Genomic DNA, 17,283 nt, shown 5'->3' with positions numbered 1-17,283 from the left:
CGCTGGCCCGGGTGGCGCGAGGCGTCACGACCTCGGCATTCGAACGGACTGACAGCAGCCCCCTGGCTCCACCGATCCGCTATCAACGAATTAGGGTGGCGCGCATGGCCTCCCGTACGCCGTCGGCGTCGCCCACGTCCGCGCGCCCCCGCCGGAGCCCCGGCCCCGACGCCGGGCCGGCCACCGGCAAGGGCGTCGGCAAGGGCACCGAGAAGAGCGCCGCCACGAGTGCGGCCAAGGGGGCCGGAAGGGCCGCCGAGAAGCCCCGCCGGCGGCTCAGCGTCGACGAGCGGCGCGAGCAGCTGATCGCCGTCGCACTGGAGCTGTTCAGCCGCCGCCCGCCCGAGGAGGTGTCGATCGACGACATCGCGGCCGCCGCCGGCGCCTCCCGGCCCCTGGTCTACCACTACTTCCCGGGCAAGCAGGCGCTGTACGAGGAGTCGCTGCGCAGGGCCGGCCAGGAGCTGGCCGGCCGGTTCGAGGAGCCTGCCGAGGGCCCGCTCTCCGAGCGGCTGCACCGGGTGATGGGCCGCTACCTGGACTTCGTGCAGAGCCACGGCCCCGGCTTCGCGGCGCTGCTGCGCGGCGGCTCGGTGGCGGCCAGTGCCGGGACGTCCGCGGTGATCGACGAGGTCCGGCGGGCCGCGGCCGACCAGATCCTGGCCCACCTGGCGGTTCCCTCGCCCAGCCCGGGCCTGCGGCTCACCGTGCGCGCCTGGATCGCCAACGCCGAGATCACCTCCCTGGAGTGGCTGGCCGAGCGCTCGGTGCCGCTGGAGGAGCTCCAGCTCCACCTGGTCCAGGAGTTCGTGGCCGCACTGACCCTGACGGCCGCCCGGGAGCCCGCGCTGGCCGCCGAACTCGCCGGGTTCTTCGCCGGGGAGCGCCCCGACGGCCCGACCGGGCGGCTGGTGCGCGACCTCGCCGCCCTGTTCACCGTCCCCGGCCTCGCGGACGCCGTCGCCGAGCTGGCTGCCGAGCCCGCGAACTGACGGCCGGCAGGCCCTGCGCATGGCCGCCGGTTCTGCCCCGACCTCGGCCTCTGATAGGAATGTCCACGGATCTGACGGCACGCCGGTCACCGGCGCGCCCGGACCACCGAACGCAGACGGAGCAGAGCGGGGGCTCATCAGTTGACCCAGGACGGCCAGTTCACCACGGAAGCCAACCCCTTCGCCGCCGCGGAGCAGGTTTCCGCGACACTCGGCGCGCTCACCGACGCCCTCTTCGCACCGCAGGCCTCGCGCCACCCGGCGGCCTCGCTCACCGCGCTGCGCAGCGGCACGCACCCCGCGGCGGAGACGCTGTTCAACCTGCGGCTCGCCCCCAACGGCCCGGTGTACGACGCGGTCGACCGGCTGGGCACCGTCGTCACCGCCGGGACGGCCCGCCCCGGCACCGGCGCCCAGGTGGCCGCACTGGCCGCCGACGCGCTGCACGCCCGGTACGGCGGCGGCGCGGTGCGCGGTGCGGTGGCCGACCGGGGCACCCTCTCGGCCGCGCTGTTCGAGCTGCCGGTGGCCGGCGAGGCCGCCGACCCCAAGCTCCGCCCGCCCTTCGCCGCCGCGCTGGCCGCCCTCGCCTCCGGGCAGCAGACCCGGCAGCCGGTCGAGCTGGCCACCGGCGCCGGCGCCGAGGTCCGCCTCGTCGTGCCGCCCGGCTTCCACCCGCTGACCTCCCCCGGCGGCCCGCCGGGTGTCTCGGCCCGCACGGTGCCCGCCGGCCCGGCCGCCGGCGGCGCGGCCACCGTCCAGGGCGCCGACCCGGCCACCGCTGCGGCGGCCGCCGAGCTGACCGCCCATCTGGCCGAGGTCGCCGAGGAGCTGTTCAGCGGCACCGGCCCGGAGCCTCGCCGCGACTTCGCGGTGGTCGCCGCCTCCCTGGCGGACGCCTTCACCGCCTCGGGCACCGTCTACGCGGGCGTCTGCGCCGTCGAGGCGGACGGCCGCCCCAGCGACGCCACCCTGGTGGTCTCGCTCGCCCAGCACCCGCTGCCGATCACCGGGCTCGCGACCGAGCTGGCCACCGTCCGCCGGCACGCCGAGGTCTGGACGGTGCTGCTGCCGGCCGGCCCGGCCGCCGTCCTGGTCGAGGGCCGCAGCGTCCCGGTGCCCGGCCCGCTGGCCGCCGACGGCCGACGGCGCTGGACGGTCACCGCGGTGGTGGAGGCGTTCGTCCCGCTGCCGGACGGCGTCTCGGTGCTCTGCGTCCAGCTCACCACCGGCCAGCAGCAGGACTGGGAGCTGTACACCGAGGTCTTCGCCGAGCTGCTGACGAGCGTGCAGTTCGGCTGGGACGGCGTCGCCGGGAAGCTCACCGCCCCGGCCGTCCCGGCTCCCCCCGTGCAGACCGCCGCCCCGGTGCTCACCCCGACCCCGGCCCGCGGCGTCCCGGCGGACCAGGCCCCCGCGGACCTCCCGCCGCTGCCGACGGTCTTCACCGAGCCCGCCCCGGCCGACGCGACGCCGCTGCCGGTGCACCTGCGCGGTACGCCGGTGCGCGTCCCCCCGGCCGACTTCAACCCCTTCGCCCGGGTGGCCGACCCGACGCCGGCCCAGCCGATCCTGATCCCGGACGACGGTCCGGCCGACAACCCCGCCGACGATCCGGACCGCACGCCCACGGGCACCCCGGTGGCGGTCCCGCCGCCGGACTTCGACCCGTTCGGCGTGCTGCCCCCGACGCTCACCGACACCGCCGTGCCGGGCGCCGAGGAGGACGACCGTCCCAAGGGCACCCCGGTGACGATCCCGCCGCCGGACTTCAACCCCTTCGCCTTCAGCCCGTCGCTGTCCGGGACGACCACGACGGACGTCCCGGCGGCCGCGCCGGCCGCCGCCCCCGTCACCGACCCGTTCGGCACGGTGACGGCCGACCAGCCGAAGGACCCGTTCGGCACCACCCTCCCGCAGGCCGCGGCCGTCCCGCCGCCGCCCTCGAACCCGCCGGCCGTCCCCGCGCCGAGCACGACCGCGACCACGGTCGCCGTGCCGACCGACGGGTCGCAGGAGGACGACGGCAAGCCGAAGGGCACCCCGGTGACGATCCCGCCGCCGGACTTCAACCCCTTCGCCTTCAGCCCGTCGCTGTCCGGGACGACCACGACGGACGCCGCCGAGACCCCGCCGGCCGTCGCCCCGGAGAACAGCCCCTTCGGCTGAGGCCTGCCGCGTACGGAGGGCCGCCCCGCGTGGGCGGCCCTCCGTACGCTTCCACCCTCGTCCCGGACGCACGCGCGATCAGACGCCGCCGGCCGCACCCCCGGTCGACCGCGCTCCCGCACCCGCGCGGTCACGCCCACGCCCGCCAACTGGTACAGACCTATTGCCAGTTGCCGGCCGGCTCCCTACCCTCGGGGAACACAGGATCCTCCGCGGCACCCCGACGGCCCGAGGTCTCCCGCTCCGCGCCGCCCCACGGCCGGAGCGCCCGCACGCTGCTCCACGCACCTGACACCTCCCCACAGGTAACGGGGCGACCCGGCATGCCCGGAGGCCCCGGGACAGGAGCCATATCCATGCGCAGACGTCGGATCAAGCTGCCCCTGCTGGCGGCCGGGACACTGCTCGTCCCGCTGCTCGCCGTCTCCCTCCCCAGCACCGCCGCCCACGCCGCCGGGTCCGCCACCGCGACCTTCACCAAGGGCAGCGACTGGGGCAGCGGCTACGAGGGCGGGTACACCATCTCCAACGGCTCCAGCACCGCGGTCAACGGCTGGACGCTGGAGTTCGACCTGCCGTCGGGCAACACGGTCGCCTCGCTCTGGAACGCGACCTACACCACCGCGAGTTCGCACGTCACGGTCAAGAACCCGAGCTGGGCCGCCACCCTTCCGCCCGGAGGCTCGTACAACTTCGGCTTCAACATCGCCTATTCCGGCAGCTACAAGCCGCTGCTCAACTGCAAGCTGAACGGCCGGCCGTGCGACGGCACCGGCGGGGACCAGACCGCGCCGACCGTTCCGGGCGGTCTCACGGCCGGCAACGCCACGCAGACGACCGTCGACCTGTCCTGGACCGCGAGCACCGACAACGTCGGGGTCACCGGCTACGACGTGTTCCAGGGCGCCACCAAGGTCGCCACCACCGGCGGCGGCACCACCGCGCTCACCGTCCAGGGCCTCACCGCCGGCACCGCCTACCAGTTCACCGTCCAGGCCTTCGACGCCGCGGGCAACCGCTCGGCCGCCGCCGGCCCGGTCAGCGTCACCACCAAGCCGCCCGTCGACCCGGACAAGCAGGCGCCGACCCCTCCCGGCACCCCGGGCGTCACCGGGTCGGACGCCAACAGCATCTCGCTGACCTGGGCGGCCAGCACCGACAACGTCGGCGTCACCGCCTACGACGTCTACAACGGCACCGCCCTCGCCGCGACCGTCACCACGCCGTCCGCCACCGTCGGCAACCTGGCGCCGGACACCTCGTACACCTTCACCGTGAAGGCCCGCGACGCGGCCGGCAACGTCTCCCCCGCCTCGGCCCCGGCGACCGGCAAGACCAAGCCCGGCGGCACCAACCCCGGCGCGCTGAAGATCGGCTACTTCACGCAGTGGAGCATCTACGCCCGCGGTTACAGCGTGAAGAAGCTCGACACCTCCGGCTCGGCGGGCCGGCTCACCACGCTCAACTACGCCTTCGCCAACATCCACCCGACCACCAAGCAGTGCTTCATCACCAACAAGGCGGCCGGTCCGGACAACGACCCGAACGCGGGCGACGGCGCCGGTGACGCCTGGGCCGACTTCGGCAAGGGCTGGGACGCCGGCAGCTCGGTGGCCGGCACCACCGACACCTGGGACCAGCCGCTGGCCGGCAACTTCAACCAGCTGAAGCAGCTCAAGTCCAAGTACCCCAACCTCAAGATCCAGATCTCGCTGGGCGGTTGGTCGTACAGCAAGTGGTTCTCCGACGCAGCCGCCACCGACGCCTCCCGCAAGGCGCTGGTCAGCTCCTGCATCGACATGTACATCAAGGGCAACCTGCCGGTCATCGACGGCCGCGGTGGCGCGGGCAGCGCGGCCAACATCTTCGACGGCATCGACCTCGACTGGGAGTGGCCGGCCTCCGGCGGGCACGACGGGAACATCTTCCGGCCCACCGACAAGGCCAACTACACGCTTCTGGCCCAGGAGTTCCGCCGTCAGCTGGACGCGCTCGGTGCCACCACCGGCAAGCACTACACGCTGAGCGCCTTCCTCCCGGCCGACCCGGCGAAGATCACCGCGGGGATCGACGTCCCCGGCCTCTTCGGCGCCTTCGACTTCGCCACCGTCCAGGGCTACGACTACCACGGTGGCTGGGAGATGAGCACCAACCAGCAGTCCGCGCTCAAGCTCGCCGCCGGCGACCCGTCCACCCCGGACCGGCAGTTCAGCTCGGAGATCGCGATCAACGCCTACGTCAACGGCGGCGCCCCCAAGAGCAAGCTCACCCTGGGCATCCCGTTCTACGGACGCGGCTGGACGGGTGTGCCGCGCGGCACCACCAACGGCCTCTTCCAGAGCGCGACCGGCCCCGCGCCGGGCAGCTACGAGGCCGGGTTCGAGGACTACCACAAGCTCAAGGACCTTGCCACAAGCGGCGGTTACACCCTCTACCGCGATCCGGTGGCCGGCTTCGCCTACCTCTACAACGGCTCGGTGTTCTACACCTACGACGACCCGACCGAGATCGCCCGGAAGACCGCCTGGATCAAGTCCCAGGGGCTGGCCGGCGCGATGGTCTGGGCCTTCGACGGTGACACCGGCAACGGCGAGCTGATGGCCGCGGTGGACAACGGCCTGAAGTAGCACGCCGGTTCGGCCGGAAACGGCGCCTGGCCCGTCACCTGCTCAGTCGTCGCGGCGGGCCAGGTGCACCACGTCAACGGCGCCTGGCCCGTCACCCGCTCAGTCGTCGCGGCGGGCCAGGTGCACCACGTCAACGGCGCCTGGCCCGTCACCCGCTCAGTCGTCGCGGCGGGCCAGGTGCACCACGTCCGGCACACCCCGGGCGACCGGGATCTCGTGGGTCACCACGTCCGAGAAGCCCGCCGCGCGCAGCGCCTGCTCGAAGGCCGGGGAGGGCTGCGCGCTCCAGACCGCCAGCACCCCGCCCACCTGCAGCCGGTGCCGGAGCACCGCCAGCCCGTCCGCGCCGTACAGCCCGGCGTTGGAGTCGGTGACCGTCCAGTCCGGGCCGTTGTCGATGTCGAGGCAGAGCGCGTCGTAGCGCTCGCCGTCCGCCCCCGCCAGGTACTCCAGCAGGTCGGTGTGGAGCACCGCCACCCGCTCGTCCTCCAGCGCGCCCGCCGAGAAGGCGGCCAGCGGGCCTGTCCGGTGCCAGTCGATGATCGCGTTCTCGCGCTCGACGATCGCGATCCGCCCCCACCGCCGCTCGGCCACCGCGTACGCCAGCGAGAAACCGACGCCGAGCCCGCCGATCAGCACCGACGGCCGCTCGACCACCACGCCCGTCCGGTCCAGCTCGTCCAGCGCCGCCTGGATCAGCAACCGCTCGGAGCGCCCGTCGGCGGTGTCCATCAGGAAGCAGCCGTTGGCGATGATCTCGAAGTGCCGGCCGCGCTGCCGCAACACCACCTCGCCGAACGGGCCCTCCCGCCGGTCGAGCGTGACGACGGCGTCGTTGCCGTCCCGTGCGGGCAGTGCGGTGGCCATCCGGATTCCTCTGCGTACTCGGGTGTGCGGACTACCCGCCCGACAATAGCGGAGGCCGGCCACGGTCCGGTCATGTCGTGAGCAGCACCCCCGCGTAGCTGACCCCCGCCACCATCACCCAGGAACCGAGGCCGAGCAGCGCGATCCGCCCGCCCGTGCGCATCAGGGTGGGCAGGTGCACGGCGCTGCCGAGGCCGAACAGGGCGGCCGCCAGCAGCAGCTCCTGGGCGTCCCCGGCGAGTGTGAGCGCCCGGTCGGGCAGCACCCCGGTGGAGCGCAGCGCGATCATCACCAGGAACCCGGCCACGAACAGCGGAACGATCGGCGGCCGCTTGCCGGCCGCCGCGGCCGTGCCCTCCGCGCTCTCCGCGCCCTTGCGCGCCCGCCGCACCGCGACGGCGACCCCGGCGACCAGCGGCGCCAGCAGCACCACCCGCATCAGCTTGACCAGCACCGCCTCGCGCAGCGCCCCCGCCCCGCCGGTCTGCGCGGTGGCGACCACCTGCCCGACGTCGTGCACGCTGGCGCCGACCCAGCGCCCGAACTCGGCCTCGCCGAGCCCGAGCGGCTGCTGGAGCAGCGGGAGGACGGCGATCGCGAGGGTCCCGCAAAGGGTGACGAGGGCGACGGAGGCGGCGACGTCCTCCTCCTCGCTGCCGGCGGCCTGGCTGACCGCGCCGATCGCCGAGGCCCCGCAGATCGAGTACCCGGTGGCGACCAGCAGCGGCTGGTCGCCGGGCAGGCCGAGCCGGCGCCCCAGCCACCAGGTTCCGGCGAAGGTGGCCGCGACCACGGCGAGCACCATCGCGACGGTGGCCCAGCCGAGCCCGAGCACGTCGTCCAGGCTGAGCTTGAGGCCGAGCAGCACGATGCCGAGCCGCATCAGCCGCCGCCCGGCGGTGGAGAGGCCGGGCCGGGCGACGCCGCGGACCACCGGCCGCAGCCCGGGCAGGTGGGCGGCGGCGATGCCGAGCACCACGGCGGCGGTGAGCTTGGGCACGGCGGGGACGGCCTGGTGGACGCCGAGCGCGGCGGCCACGCCGAGGGCGGCGAGCAGCAGGCCGGGGGTGTCCCCGCCGAGCGGGGGCAGCAGGCGGGTGCGGACGCGCCGCTCCCGGACGGTCAGTGCCACGGCGCGATCACCGCTGGTCGTCGGCGGGGAGCCGGTAGACGCGCCGGATGCTGGTACCCAGCCGGGCGACGTCGGCGCCGTAGACGTGGATCGAGATGGCGGTGGACGTACAGGCGTTGCGGACCAGGTGGATGTCGCCGGGCGGGGCGAAGGCGGCGACGGTGCCGGCCGGCCCGACCACGTGCTCGGTCTCGACCAGGTGCGCGGTGCGCCCGTCGGAGACCAGCCGGTAGCGGGTCTCGCTCTCCTGGCCGCGATGGACCCCGGCCACGCACCAGGAGACGTGGTCGTGGATCGGAGTCTGCTGGCCGGGCAGCCAGACCAGGGCGACGACCGAGAAGCTGCCGTCGCTCTCGGCGTGCAGGACGTGCTGGCGGTAGCGGTCCGGGTCGCCCTCGCGCTGGGTGTCGGTGAGCAGGTCGTCGTCGCCCAGGTGCGGGGCGAGGCGTTCGCCGACCAGGTAGGCGGTGAGTTCGGGTGGCAGGCCGCGGTCGACGACCGCGCGGATCTCGCCGACCAGGGCCGTCATACGCTCGGTGAGCCGGTCACTGCCGACCGTGGCGGAGGGTGTCATGACAGCAGGTTCGGGCCGGGCGACCTATCACGTCCAACGAGGGTTTGTTAGCTCTACCCCAACGCGGGCTTATCGATCAGTGCGGCTCAGCAGCCACCCGGCAGCCGCTCGACAGCCGTCCCGCTGCCGTCCCGCTGCCTGCCCACAGCCCGCCGCTCAGCAGCCCACCCGCGCCGCGGCCGCCGACCGCAGGTGGTCGAGCACCAGCGCCGTGGCCGGAATCCGGCGGTGCTCGCGCAGCACGTACGCGCAGACCTGCCGGCGCAGGTGCGGCTCGACGGCACGCCCGGTGACCTTGCGGTGGCACATGAAGGAGAGCACCAGCGCGGGCATCAGCGCGATCCCGACCCCGGCGGCGACCAGGCTCTGCACGGCGAGGTTGTCGTCGGTGGAGAAGACGATGTCGGGGGCGAAGCCCTCCTCCGCGCAGACGTGCAGCAGGTTGGCCCGGCAGCGCGGGCAGCCGGCGATCCAGCGCTCGCCGTCCAGGTCCACCAGCCGGACGGCGTGCCGGCGGCCCAGCGGGTGGCCGACCGGCAGCAGGACGGTGAGGAGGTCCTCCATCAGCGGAATCTCGTCCACCCCGTCCGGCACCTCGGTGGTCGCGCCCGGGTAGCGGAAGGCCAGCGCGATGTCGCACTCACCGCGCAGCAGACGCTGCACGGAGTCCGGTGGCTCGGCCTCCAGCAGTTCGACCCGGACGCCGGGGTGCTCGGCGAGCAGCCGCGCCATCGCCTCGGGTATCAGGGTGGCGTTGGCGCTGGGGAAGGCGCAGACCCGGACGCGGCCGGCGCGCAGCCGGGCGAGCGCGGCGAGTTGCTGCTGGGCGGCGGAGAGGCTGCCGAGGATCAGCTCGGCGTGCCGGGAGAGCGCCTCGCCGGCCTCCGTGAGCCGCAGACCGCGCCCGGCCCGGGTGAACAGCGGCACCCCGACGGAGCGCTCCAGCGCCTTCATCTGCTGAGTGATGGCGGGCTGGGTGTAGCCGAGTTCGCGGGCGGCCGCCGAGTAGGAGCCCGCCCGGACGACCTCGTGGAAGGTCCTGATGTGCCGTGAGTCGAATACCGGCTCCACTGCCCCTCCGCCCGCCCGCGCCCGTGCCGTCCGGCAATCATAAGCAGACTTTGGAGGCCGCTGACATTACCCCGAGCGCACCTATGGTTTACGGACGAACCGCCCGCCCCGCCCCTCCCACCGTCGAGCGCCCGCTGCCACTGCTCACTACCCTTGCTGCTTGCTGCTTACCGCTGGACGGACGGCGGCAGCCCCATCACCACCTCGGCCTTGGCCACCGGCGCCCCGCCGCGCACGCTCGGGCTGCGCCTGCTGCGGCGCTCGACCCAGCGGGCCAGCCAGGAGAGCAGCAGGCACATGCCGATGTAGATCGGCGCGATCACCATCACCACCGGGATGAACGGCAGGTCGTAGTCCGGGTTGGTGGCGACCAGCTTGCCCGCGTGCAGGAACTCCTCGTAGGTGATCAGGAAGCCCAGCGAGGTGTCCTTGAGCGCCACCACCAGCTGGCTGATGATGGCCGGCAGCATCGCCCGGTTGGCCTGCGGCACCAGGACGTACGCCATCACCTGGGTCTTGCGCATGCCGAGCGCGTACGCCGCCTCGCGCTGCCCGGCGGGCACCGCCAGCACGCCGGCCCGGAACACCTCGGCCAGCACCGAGCCGTTGTAGAGCACCAGGCCGGCCACCAGCGCCCAGAGCGGCTCCACCTTGAGCGCGACGAAGATGAAGAAGATCATCACCAGCACCGGCATGGCCCGGAAGAACTCCACCACCAGTGTGGAGAGCCGGCGCACCACCCGGTGGTCGGAGAGCCGCCCGGCCGCGAACAGCGCGCCGAAGGGCAGTGCGAACAGCACCGTCCAGCCGAAGGCCTTCAGCGTGTTGGCCAGCCCGCGCAGCAGAAGGTCCTGGACTCCCTGGTACTCGAAGGCCGTCCACTTCTCGTAGGTGAACTGCTGGGTGTGGAACAGCATGTAGACGATCCACCCGATCAGCGCGGCGATCGCCACCAGCACGACCAGGCCGTACGTCCGGTGCCGGGCGAGCGCCCTCGGGCCGGGGATGTCGTAGAGCGCCGAGGATTCCGCCGTCATCGCGCCACCGCCACACGTCGTTCCAGCAGGTTGAAGACGGCGCTGACGGCCAGGGTGATGATCAGGTAGCCGACCGCGATCCAGACGAAGGTCCAGACGATGCCGTACCCCAGCTCGTTGATGGTCCGGTAGGTGCCCAGCAGTTCGGTCACGCTGAACGCGCCGGCGATCGCGGTGTTCTTGGCCAGCGCGATCATCACGCTGCCGATCGGCCCGACCACCGACCGGTACGCCTGCGGCAGCACCACCAGGCCCATCGTCTGGCCGAAGGTCATCCCCAGACTGCGGGCCGCCTCACCCTGGCCGGTCGGCACCGTGTTGACGCCCGATCGCATCGCCTCGCAGACGAACGCCGAGGTGTAGCAGCCGAGCGCGAGCACCGCGAAGACGAAGAACGGCAGGGTGATGTCGAACCGCGGCAGGCCCAGCACCACGATGAAGAACAGCAGCGTCAGCGGGGTGTTGCGCAGCAGCGTCACCCACGCGGCGCCGAAGACCCGCAGCGGCTTCACCGGCGAGACCCGGAAGCTCGCGATCAGCACGCCGAGCACCAGCGCCAGCACGGCGCTCACGACGAACAGCGAGAGGGTGCCGAGGAACCCGTGCCAGTAGGTCGACCAGTTGTCGATCAGCGTCCTCACAGCGGCCCTCTCAGTACCGGTCGATCGGCGGCGGGGTGGGTGCCGTGACCCCGGAGAGGCCGAGGGTGGCGTCGTAGGCCTTCTTCCAGTCGCCGTTCTCCTCGTGGTGCGCCAGGGCGTCGTTCAGCGCGCCGCGCAGCACGGTGTCGTTCTTCGGCGTCCCGATCCCGTACGGCTCCTGGGAGAACAGCGGTCCGACCACCTTGAGCTCGTCGGGCACCTTGGCCGCGTAGCCCATCAGGATCGTGTTGTCCGTGGTCACCGCGGCCACCTGGGAGGTGATCAGGTTGTCCACGCAGGCCGAGTAGCTGTCGTAGCCGATCAGCCTGGCCTGCGGATAGTCCTTCTGGATCCGCTGGTACGGGGTCGAGCCGGCCGCCGAACAGACCTTCCTGCCGCTGAGGTCCTGAGGGCCGTGGATGGCGTTGTCGTTCCTGCGCACCAACAGCGACTGGCCGGCCAGGTAGTACGGGCCGGCGAAGCCGACCAGCTTCCTCCGGTTGTCGTTGATGGTGTACGTGCCGACGTAGTAGTCCACCTGACCGTTCTGCAGCGCGGTCTCACGGTTGGCGGAGGCGATCGTCCTGAACTCGATCTTCTCGGGGGTGAAGCCGAGGTCGGCGGCGACCATCTTGGCGATCTCGATGTCGAAGCCCGAGTACTGCCCGGTCGCCGGGTTCTTCTGCCCCAGGTAGGGCTGGTCCTCCTTGGCGCCGACCACCAGGTGGCCACGACCGCGGGCGGCGTCCAGGGTGGGAGAGCCCGTGATGCCGGTGCCGCTCTCCAGCTGATAGCTGGGCAGCGCGCTGGGCTGCGGGCCCTTCGGCGGCGGGGTGCCGGCCTTGCCGCAGCCGGCCAGCAGCACGGTCAGGACCGCGAGGGTCACGATCTTCTTCACGGCGCGGCCTCAGTGCTTCAGGATCTTCGACAGGAAGTCCCGGGCACGCTCGCTCTCGGGGGCGCCGAAGAAGTCCTCCGGGGCGCGGTCCTCGACGATCCGTCCGTCGGCCATGAAGACCACCCGGTTGGCCGAGGCCCGGGCGAACCCCATCTCGTGGGTGACCACCACCATGGTCATGCCCTCGTGTGCGAGCCGGCGCATGACGTCCAGCACCTCGGTGATCATCTCGGGGTCGAGGGCGGAGGTGGGCTCGTCGAAGAGCAGCGCCTTCGGGTCCATGGCGAGCGCGCGGGCGATCGCCACCCGTTGCTGCTGACCGCCGGAGAGCTGGGCCGGGTACTTGTCGGCGTGCGCGACCAGCCCGACCCGCTCCAGCAGCGCCCGGGACTTCGCGTCGGCCTCCGCCCTGGGCCGTCCGCGGACCTTGATCTGCGCCAGGGAGACGTTCTGCATCACGGTCTTGTGCGCGAAGAGGTTGAAGGACTGGAAGACCATCCCGACCTCGGCGCGCAGCCGGGCCAGCCCCTTGCCCTCCTCGGGCAGCGGCCGGCCGTCGATCGCGATGGTGCCGGACTCGATCGGCTCCAGGCGGTTGATCGCCCGGCAGAGCGTGGACTTGCCCGAACCGGACGGCCCGATCACCACGACGACCTCGCCGCGCCCGACCGTCAGCTCGATGTCCTGCAGCACGTGCAGGTCCCCGAAGTGCTTGTTCACGCCGCGCAGCTCGATCAGCGGCGTGAAGGAGGACGCCCCGCGCGCGGGATCGGGAGCCGCCTCGCGGGCGTCGGTCACTTTCCGCGCCGCCCCTTCATCAGCCAGCCCACTACCCCGCCCGCCAGCAGGGTGGCCAGCAGGGCGATCCAGAGCGGCGCGGTGACGGTGAAGACCCAGAACTGGATCCTGACCTTGTCGAGGTTGGCGAACAGGAACCACACCGCGAGCACGACGAGGACGCCGATCCCGATGTACCGGGTGGGAATGCCACCGATCTCACTGCGCTTGGCCCCGGACGAGCCGTCTGAAATCTTGGTCACACGCGCAGTCTGCGGGCCGATCGGTTGATTTGTGCGGCTCACGCGCCCGGGGTTAACCCGCACGGGGCAAGCCTGCCCCGTGCGGGTTTGCGCCGGTCAGCGGGTGTCGGCCACGGCTACGGCTCGTCCCGCCAGGAGCGCCAGAGGGCGGCGTACGGGCCGCCGGCCGCCACCAGCTCCGGGTGGCTCCCGTACTCGCTGATCCGCCCGCCCTCGACCACCGCGATCACGTCCGCGTCGTGCGCGGTGTGCAGCCGGTGGGCGATGGCGATCACCGTCCGGCCCTCCAGTACCCGGGAGAGCGAACGCTCCAGGTGCCGGGCGGCCCGCGGGTCCAGCAGCGAGGTGGCCTCGTCGAGCACCAGGGTGTGCGGGTCGGCCAGCACCAGCCGGGCCAGGGCCAGCTGCTGCGCCTGCGGCGGGGTGAGGGCGGCGCCGCCCGAACCGACCTCGGTGTCCAGGCCCTCCGCCAGCGCGTCCACCCACTCGCCGGCGTCCACGGCGTCCAGCGCGGCGCGCAGCTGGGTGTCGTCGGCGTCCGGCGCGGCCAGCCGGAGGTTGTCCCGCAGGGTACCGACGAAGACGTGGTGCTCCTGGTTGACCAGCGCGACCTGGGCCCGGACCCGCTCGGCCGGCATCCGCGCCAGCGCCGCCCCGCCGAGCGTCACGGTGCCCCGGCCAGGTGCGTAGATCCCGGCCAGCAACCGGCCCAGGGTGGACTTGCCCGCACCGGACGGCCCGACCAGCGCGACCCGGCTGCCCGGGGCGACGTCCAGGCTGATGCCGTGCAGGACGTCGGCGCCCTCGCGGTAGCCGAACCGGACGTCCTTCGCCTCGACCCGGCGGCCGTCCGGCCGGGCCTCCTCGTCGCTCTCCTGCTCGGGCACCTCGCGGACCCCGACCAGCCGCGCCAGCGAGGCCTGCCCGATCTGCAGTTCGTCGTACCAACGCAGGATCAGGTCGACCGGGCCGGTGAGCGCCTGGGCGTAGAGCACCCCGGTGGTCAGCTGGCCGACGGTGATCCAGCCCCGCAGCGTGAACAGCCCGCCGAGCACCAGCGTGCCGAGCACGGCCAGGGTGTAGACCGCGTCGATGGTCGGGAACCAGACCGAACGCAGCCAGAGGGTGTACCGCTCCCAGGCGAGCCACTCGCCGAGCTTGCGGTCGGTCAGCCGGACCCGCTCGTCGCCGAGGCGCAGCGCCTCGACCGTCCGCCCGGCGTCGACCGTCTCGGCCAGCACGGTGTTCACCGCGGCGTACCCGGCCGACTCGTTCCGGTAGGACTGCGGGGCCCGCCGGAAGTACCAGCGCGAGGTGGCCAGCAGCAGCGGCAGGCCGATCAGCGAGGTGAGCGCGAGCAGCGGCGAGGTGACCACCAGGGCGCCCAGGACCAGCAGCAGCGAGACCACCGCCACGGCCAGCTCGGGCACCGCCTCGCGGACCGACTTGTCCAACCGGTCGATGTCGGTGGTGCCGCGGGAGACCAAGTCCCCCGTGCCGGCCCGCTCCAGGACCCCGGTCGGCAGGGTCACCGAGCGGACCAGGAAGTCCTCCCGGAGGTCGGCCAGGACCCGCTCGCCGAGGATGCTGCCACGCAGCCTCGACCACCAGGTGAAGGCCGACTGCACGACCAGCGCCAGCAGGTACCAGCCGACGGCGACCGCGATGGTCGACTCGGCGGTGCCGGTGGCCAACGACTCGACCAGGGTGCCGAGCACCCACGGCCCGACCAGCCCGGCGACGGTGGCCACCGAGTGCAGCGCCACCACCGAGGAGAACCCGGCCCGGTGCCGCCGGGCGAGCAGCCGCAGGTAGGCGCGGACGGCGGCCGGGGAGCCGACCGGAAGGGTGGTGGCCGGCCCCTGTTCCTGTTGGACGGGGGGCTTCATACGGTGCTCCTCGGTTGGTCTGGTGGCCGGACGGGTGCGGCGCTCCCCGGCGGTGCCGCCCTCCGCGGAGCCGGGTGCGGCAGCGACGGGCGCGGCAGGGTCGGGTGCGGGTTCAGGTGCGGGAGCGGGGTCGGGATCGGCTGCGGGGTGGTGGCGTTCACACGCTCTCCCCGACCGTGGCCGGCTCCTCCTCGCGGGTGACCACGGCGCGGTAGGCGGGCTCGGTCTGCATCAGCTCACGATGCCGACCGGCGGCGACGGCCCGGCCGCCCTGGAGCAGCACCACCCGGTCCGCCCGGTCGAGCAGCAACGGGCTGGTCGCGAACACCACGGTGGTGCGCCCCTCGCGGTTCTTGCGGAGCCCGGCCGCGATCCGGGACTCGGTGTGCGCGTCGACCGCGCTGGTGGGCTCGTCCAGGACGAGCACCGGAGGGTCGGCCAGCAGCGATCGGGCGAGTGCCAGCCGCTGGCGCTGGCCGCCGGAGAGCGAGCGGCCTCGCTCGGTGATCCCGGCCCGCATGGCATCCCCTCCGCAGTCGGGCGAGCCGTCGACCAGGGCGTCCAGGACGTCCTCGGCACGGGCGGCGGCCAGCGCCTCGGCGGGCGTGACCCGGCCCGAGGCGGGGACGTCGAGCAGGGCGGCCAGGGTGCCGGAGAGCAGCACCGGCTCCTTGTCGTGGACGAGCACCGCCGCCCGTGCCTCGGCCAGCGGGACGGCGTCCAGCTCGGTGCCGCCGAGCCGCGCGGACGGCTGCGGCTGATCCCCGTCGGCCGGAGGCACGTGCCCGCCGAGCCGCTCGGCGAGCTCGCCGGCGACGTCCGGGTCGCCGCAGACCACGGCCGTCAGCTCGCCGGCCCGGGCGGTGAGCCCGGAGGCCGGGTCGTACAGGTCCGACTGCCCGGGCCTGGTTAGCTCCGCGTCCGGGGTGCCGGTGGTCCGGCTGAGCGAGAGCACCCGGACGGCGCGCCCGGCGGAGACCCGGGCGACGCTCCATGCGTGTGCCGCCTCACCGAGGATGCGCAGCGGCGCGGCCAGGAACGCGGTGGAGCCGTAGACGGCGATCAGGGTGCCGATGCCGATCCGCCCGGTGGCGGCCAGATGGGCGCCGTACCAGGTGACGCCGACCACGAACAGGCCCGGCAGCAGCACCTGTTGGGCCTGCATCAGCGACCAGACCCGGGCCGAGCGGACGGCGGCGGCGCGGACCTTCTGGGAGGCCGCCCGGTAGCGGGCGAGGAACAGCTCCTCGCCCCCGATGCCGCGCAGCACCCGGAGCCCGGCGACGGTGTCGGCCGCCAGCTCGGTGGCCTTGCCGCCGAGCGCGCGCTGCTCGGTGTAGCGCCGTTCGAACGGGCCGAGCAGCGGCCAGACCGCGGCGGCCAGCACCGGGACGCCGAGCAGGACGGCGAGGCCGAGCACCGGCTCGGTGACCAGCACCGCGGAGCTGACGGCCAGCCAGACGATCACCGCGCCGCGGACCCGGGCGACCAGCTCGACGTACCAGCCGATCTTCTCGACGTCGCCGCTGCCGACCGCGACGATCTCGCCGGTGGCGATCCGCCGGGACAGCCCGGTGCCGAGGTGCGAGGCCTGGCGGGCCACCAGCTGGCGGACCTGGGTGGCGGCGTGGATCCAGTTCCACACCGCCTGGCGGTGCAGCAGGACGGTGCCGACCGCGGCCACGGCGGCGAGGGTGAGCGCGGCGGCGCCGGCCCGCCAGATGCCGCCGGCGTCACCGTCGACGGCGGCCTGGACGCCCAGGCCGAGCGGCACCGGCAGGGCTGCCTGACAGCCCATCTCGAGCAGCGCCCAGCAGGTGGCGAGCACTTGGCCGCGCCGCTGGCTGCGCTGGAGCCAGCGCAGGAAGGCGAGGGGGGAGGAGAGGTCTGGGCCGCCGGGATCGGCCAGCGGCAGGGTCTTGAGCGGCATGACGCTCCGTTGCGGGTGGTACGGGCGGGTGGCGCAGAGGGCGCGGGGTCGCGCGCGGATGCGAGGGGGCGAGGTGCGGCCGGTACGGTCACGGCCGGGCTGGTCAGGAGGTCATGACAGGGAGCCTGCCAACCCGAATGTGACCTACGCAACAGGTTTTCGGCGGCGCGCGCCCCCGCTCACGCCCCCACCACAGCCGCCCCGAAGCCGCCCCGGGCCCGCCTGCCACCCCCGCGCCACCCGCCCACGGCAAGCTCACGGCCTGCCCACGGCCTGCTCACGGCCTGCTCGCGGCCTGCTCGCGGCCTGCTGCACGCGCCGGTACACCGCGTCAGAAAATTCTTTTCCGGTCGGGGAACAAACCGGGACACCGCACAGGTTGCCCCAGTGGAAGCAGATGGTCGACCAGGAGGGCA

At 73.6% G+C, this 17,283-nt stretch carries 14 protein-coding genes; 3 read left to right on the top strand and 11 right to left on the bottom strand.

Features of this window, described 5'->3' with window-relative positions; translation table 11 throughout:
* Positions 1-104 precede the first annotated feature (104 nt).
* The 3 genes from ACZ3YO_RS07915 to ACZ3YO_RS07905 all read left to right on the top strand — a co-directional run bounded on the left by ACZ3YO_RS07915 (position 105) and on the right by ACZ3YO_RS07905 (position 5,788).
* Complete coding sequence (locus ACZ3YO_RS07915; RefSeq protein ID WP_465566255.1) at positions 105-992, top strand: TetR/AcrR family transcriptional regulator; 888 nt, start codon at positions 105-107, stop codon at positions 990-992.
* Between the two features lie 141 nt (positions 993-1,133).
* On the top strand, positions 1,134-3,161 hold the full coding sequence (locus tag ACZ3YO_RS07910; protein WP_465566252.1) for a hypothetical protein: 2,028 nt from the start codon (positions 1,134-1,136) through the stop codon (positions 3,159-3,161).
* A gap of 356 nt (positions 3,162-3,517) precedes the next feature.
* Positions 3,518-5,788 (top strand): glycosyl hydrolase family 18 protein, encoded by a 2,271-nt coding sequence (locus tag ACZ3YO_RS07905; RefSeq protein WP_465566249.1) that lies wholly within the window; start codon positions 3,518-3,520, stop codon positions 5,786-5,788.
* Positions 5,789-5,944: 156 nt separating this feature from the next.
* Here the strand turns inward: ACZ3YO_RS07905 and ACZ3YO_RS07900 are convergent, their stop codons facing one another.
* From ACZ3YO_RS07900 to ACZ3YO_RS07850, 11 genes are all read right to left on the bottom strand, one after another.
* Complete coding sequence (locus ACZ3YO_RS07900) at positions 5,945-6,655, bottom strand: spermidine synthase family protein (RefSeq protein WP_465545136.1); 711 nt, start codon at positions 6,653-6,655, stop codon at positions 5,945-5,947.
* Positions 6,656-6,725: 70 nt separating this feature from the next.
* A complete protein-coding gene (locus ACZ3YO_RS07895) occupies positions 6,726-7,781 on the bottom strand; it encodes a YeiH family protein (protein ID WP_465566325.1) in 1,056 nt (351 codons plus the stop codon).
* A 13-nt stretch (positions 7,782-7,794) separates the two neighbouring features.
* Positions 7,795-8,361, bottom strand: a complete 567-nt coding sequence (locus ACZ3YO_RS07890; RefSeq protein WP_465566246.1) for a cysteine dioxygenase family protein — start codon at positions 8,359-8,361, stop codon at positions 7,795-7,797.
* Between the two features lie 156 nt (positions 8,362-8,517).
* Positions 8,518-9,432, bottom strand: coding sequence for a LysR family transcriptional regulator (locus tag ACZ3YO_RS07885; protein ID WP_405362515.1), 915 nt, complete (start codon positions 9,430-9,432; stop codon positions 8,518-8,520).
* Between the two features lie 167 nt (positions 9,433-9,599).
* Entirely contained in the window at positions 9,600-10,469 is an 870-nt protein-coding gene (locus ACZ3YO_RS07880; RefSeq protein WP_465566242.1) for an amino acid ABC transporter permease, read from the bottom strand.
* Positions 10,466-11,110: an amino acid ABC transporter permease gene (locus tag ACZ3YO_RS07875; protein ID WP_465545130.1), complete on the bottom strand. Its 645-nt coding sequence runs from the start codon at positions 11,108-11,110 to the stop codon at positions 10,466-10,468. The genes ACZ3YO_RS07880 and ACZ3YO_RS07875 overlap by 4 nt, the downstream gene beginning before the upstream one ends.
* A 10-nt stretch (positions 11,111-11,120) precedes the next feature.
* Positions 11,121-12,008: a glutamate ABC transporter substrate-binding protein gene (locus ACZ3YO_RS07870; RefSeq protein WP_465566238.1), complete on the bottom strand. Its 888-nt coding sequence runs from the start codon at positions 12,006-12,008 to the stop codon at positions 11,121-11,123.
* Positions 12,009-12,017: 9 nt separating this feature from the next.
* Positions 12,018-12,746, bottom strand: coding sequence for an amino acid ABC transporter ATP-binding protein (locus tag ACZ3YO_RS07865; RefSeq protein ID WP_465566322.1), 729 nt, complete (start codon positions 12,744-12,746; stop codon positions 12,018-12,020).
* Positions 12,747-12,802: 56 nt separating this feature from the next.
* Positions 12,803-13,048: a LapA family protein gene (locus ACZ3YO_RS07860; protein ID WP_465566235.1), complete on the bottom strand. Its 246-nt coding sequence runs from the start codon at positions 13,046-13,048 to the stop codon at positions 12,803-12,805.
* Between the two features lie 116 nt (positions 13,049-13,164).
* Positions 13,165-14,937: an ABC transporter ATP-binding protein gene (locus ACZ3YO_RS07855; RefSeq protein WP_465566232.1), complete on the bottom strand. Its 1,773-nt coding sequence runs from the start codon at positions 14,935-14,937 to the stop codon at positions 13,165-13,167.
* A gap of 157 nt (positions 14,938-15,094) precedes the next feature.
* Positions 15,095-16,867 (bottom strand): ABC transporter transmembrane domain-containing protein, encoded by a 1,773-nt coding sequence (locus ACZ3YO_RS07850; RefSeq protein ID WP_465566229.1) that lies wholly within the window; start codon positions 16,865-16,867, stop codon positions 15,095-15,097.
* Between the last annotated feature and the right edge of the window lie 416 nt (positions 16,868-17,283).

The organism is Kitasatospora sp. NPDC022785 (assembly GCF_055561295.1).
This window is presented reverse-complemented; position numbering and strand designations above follow the sequence as displayed.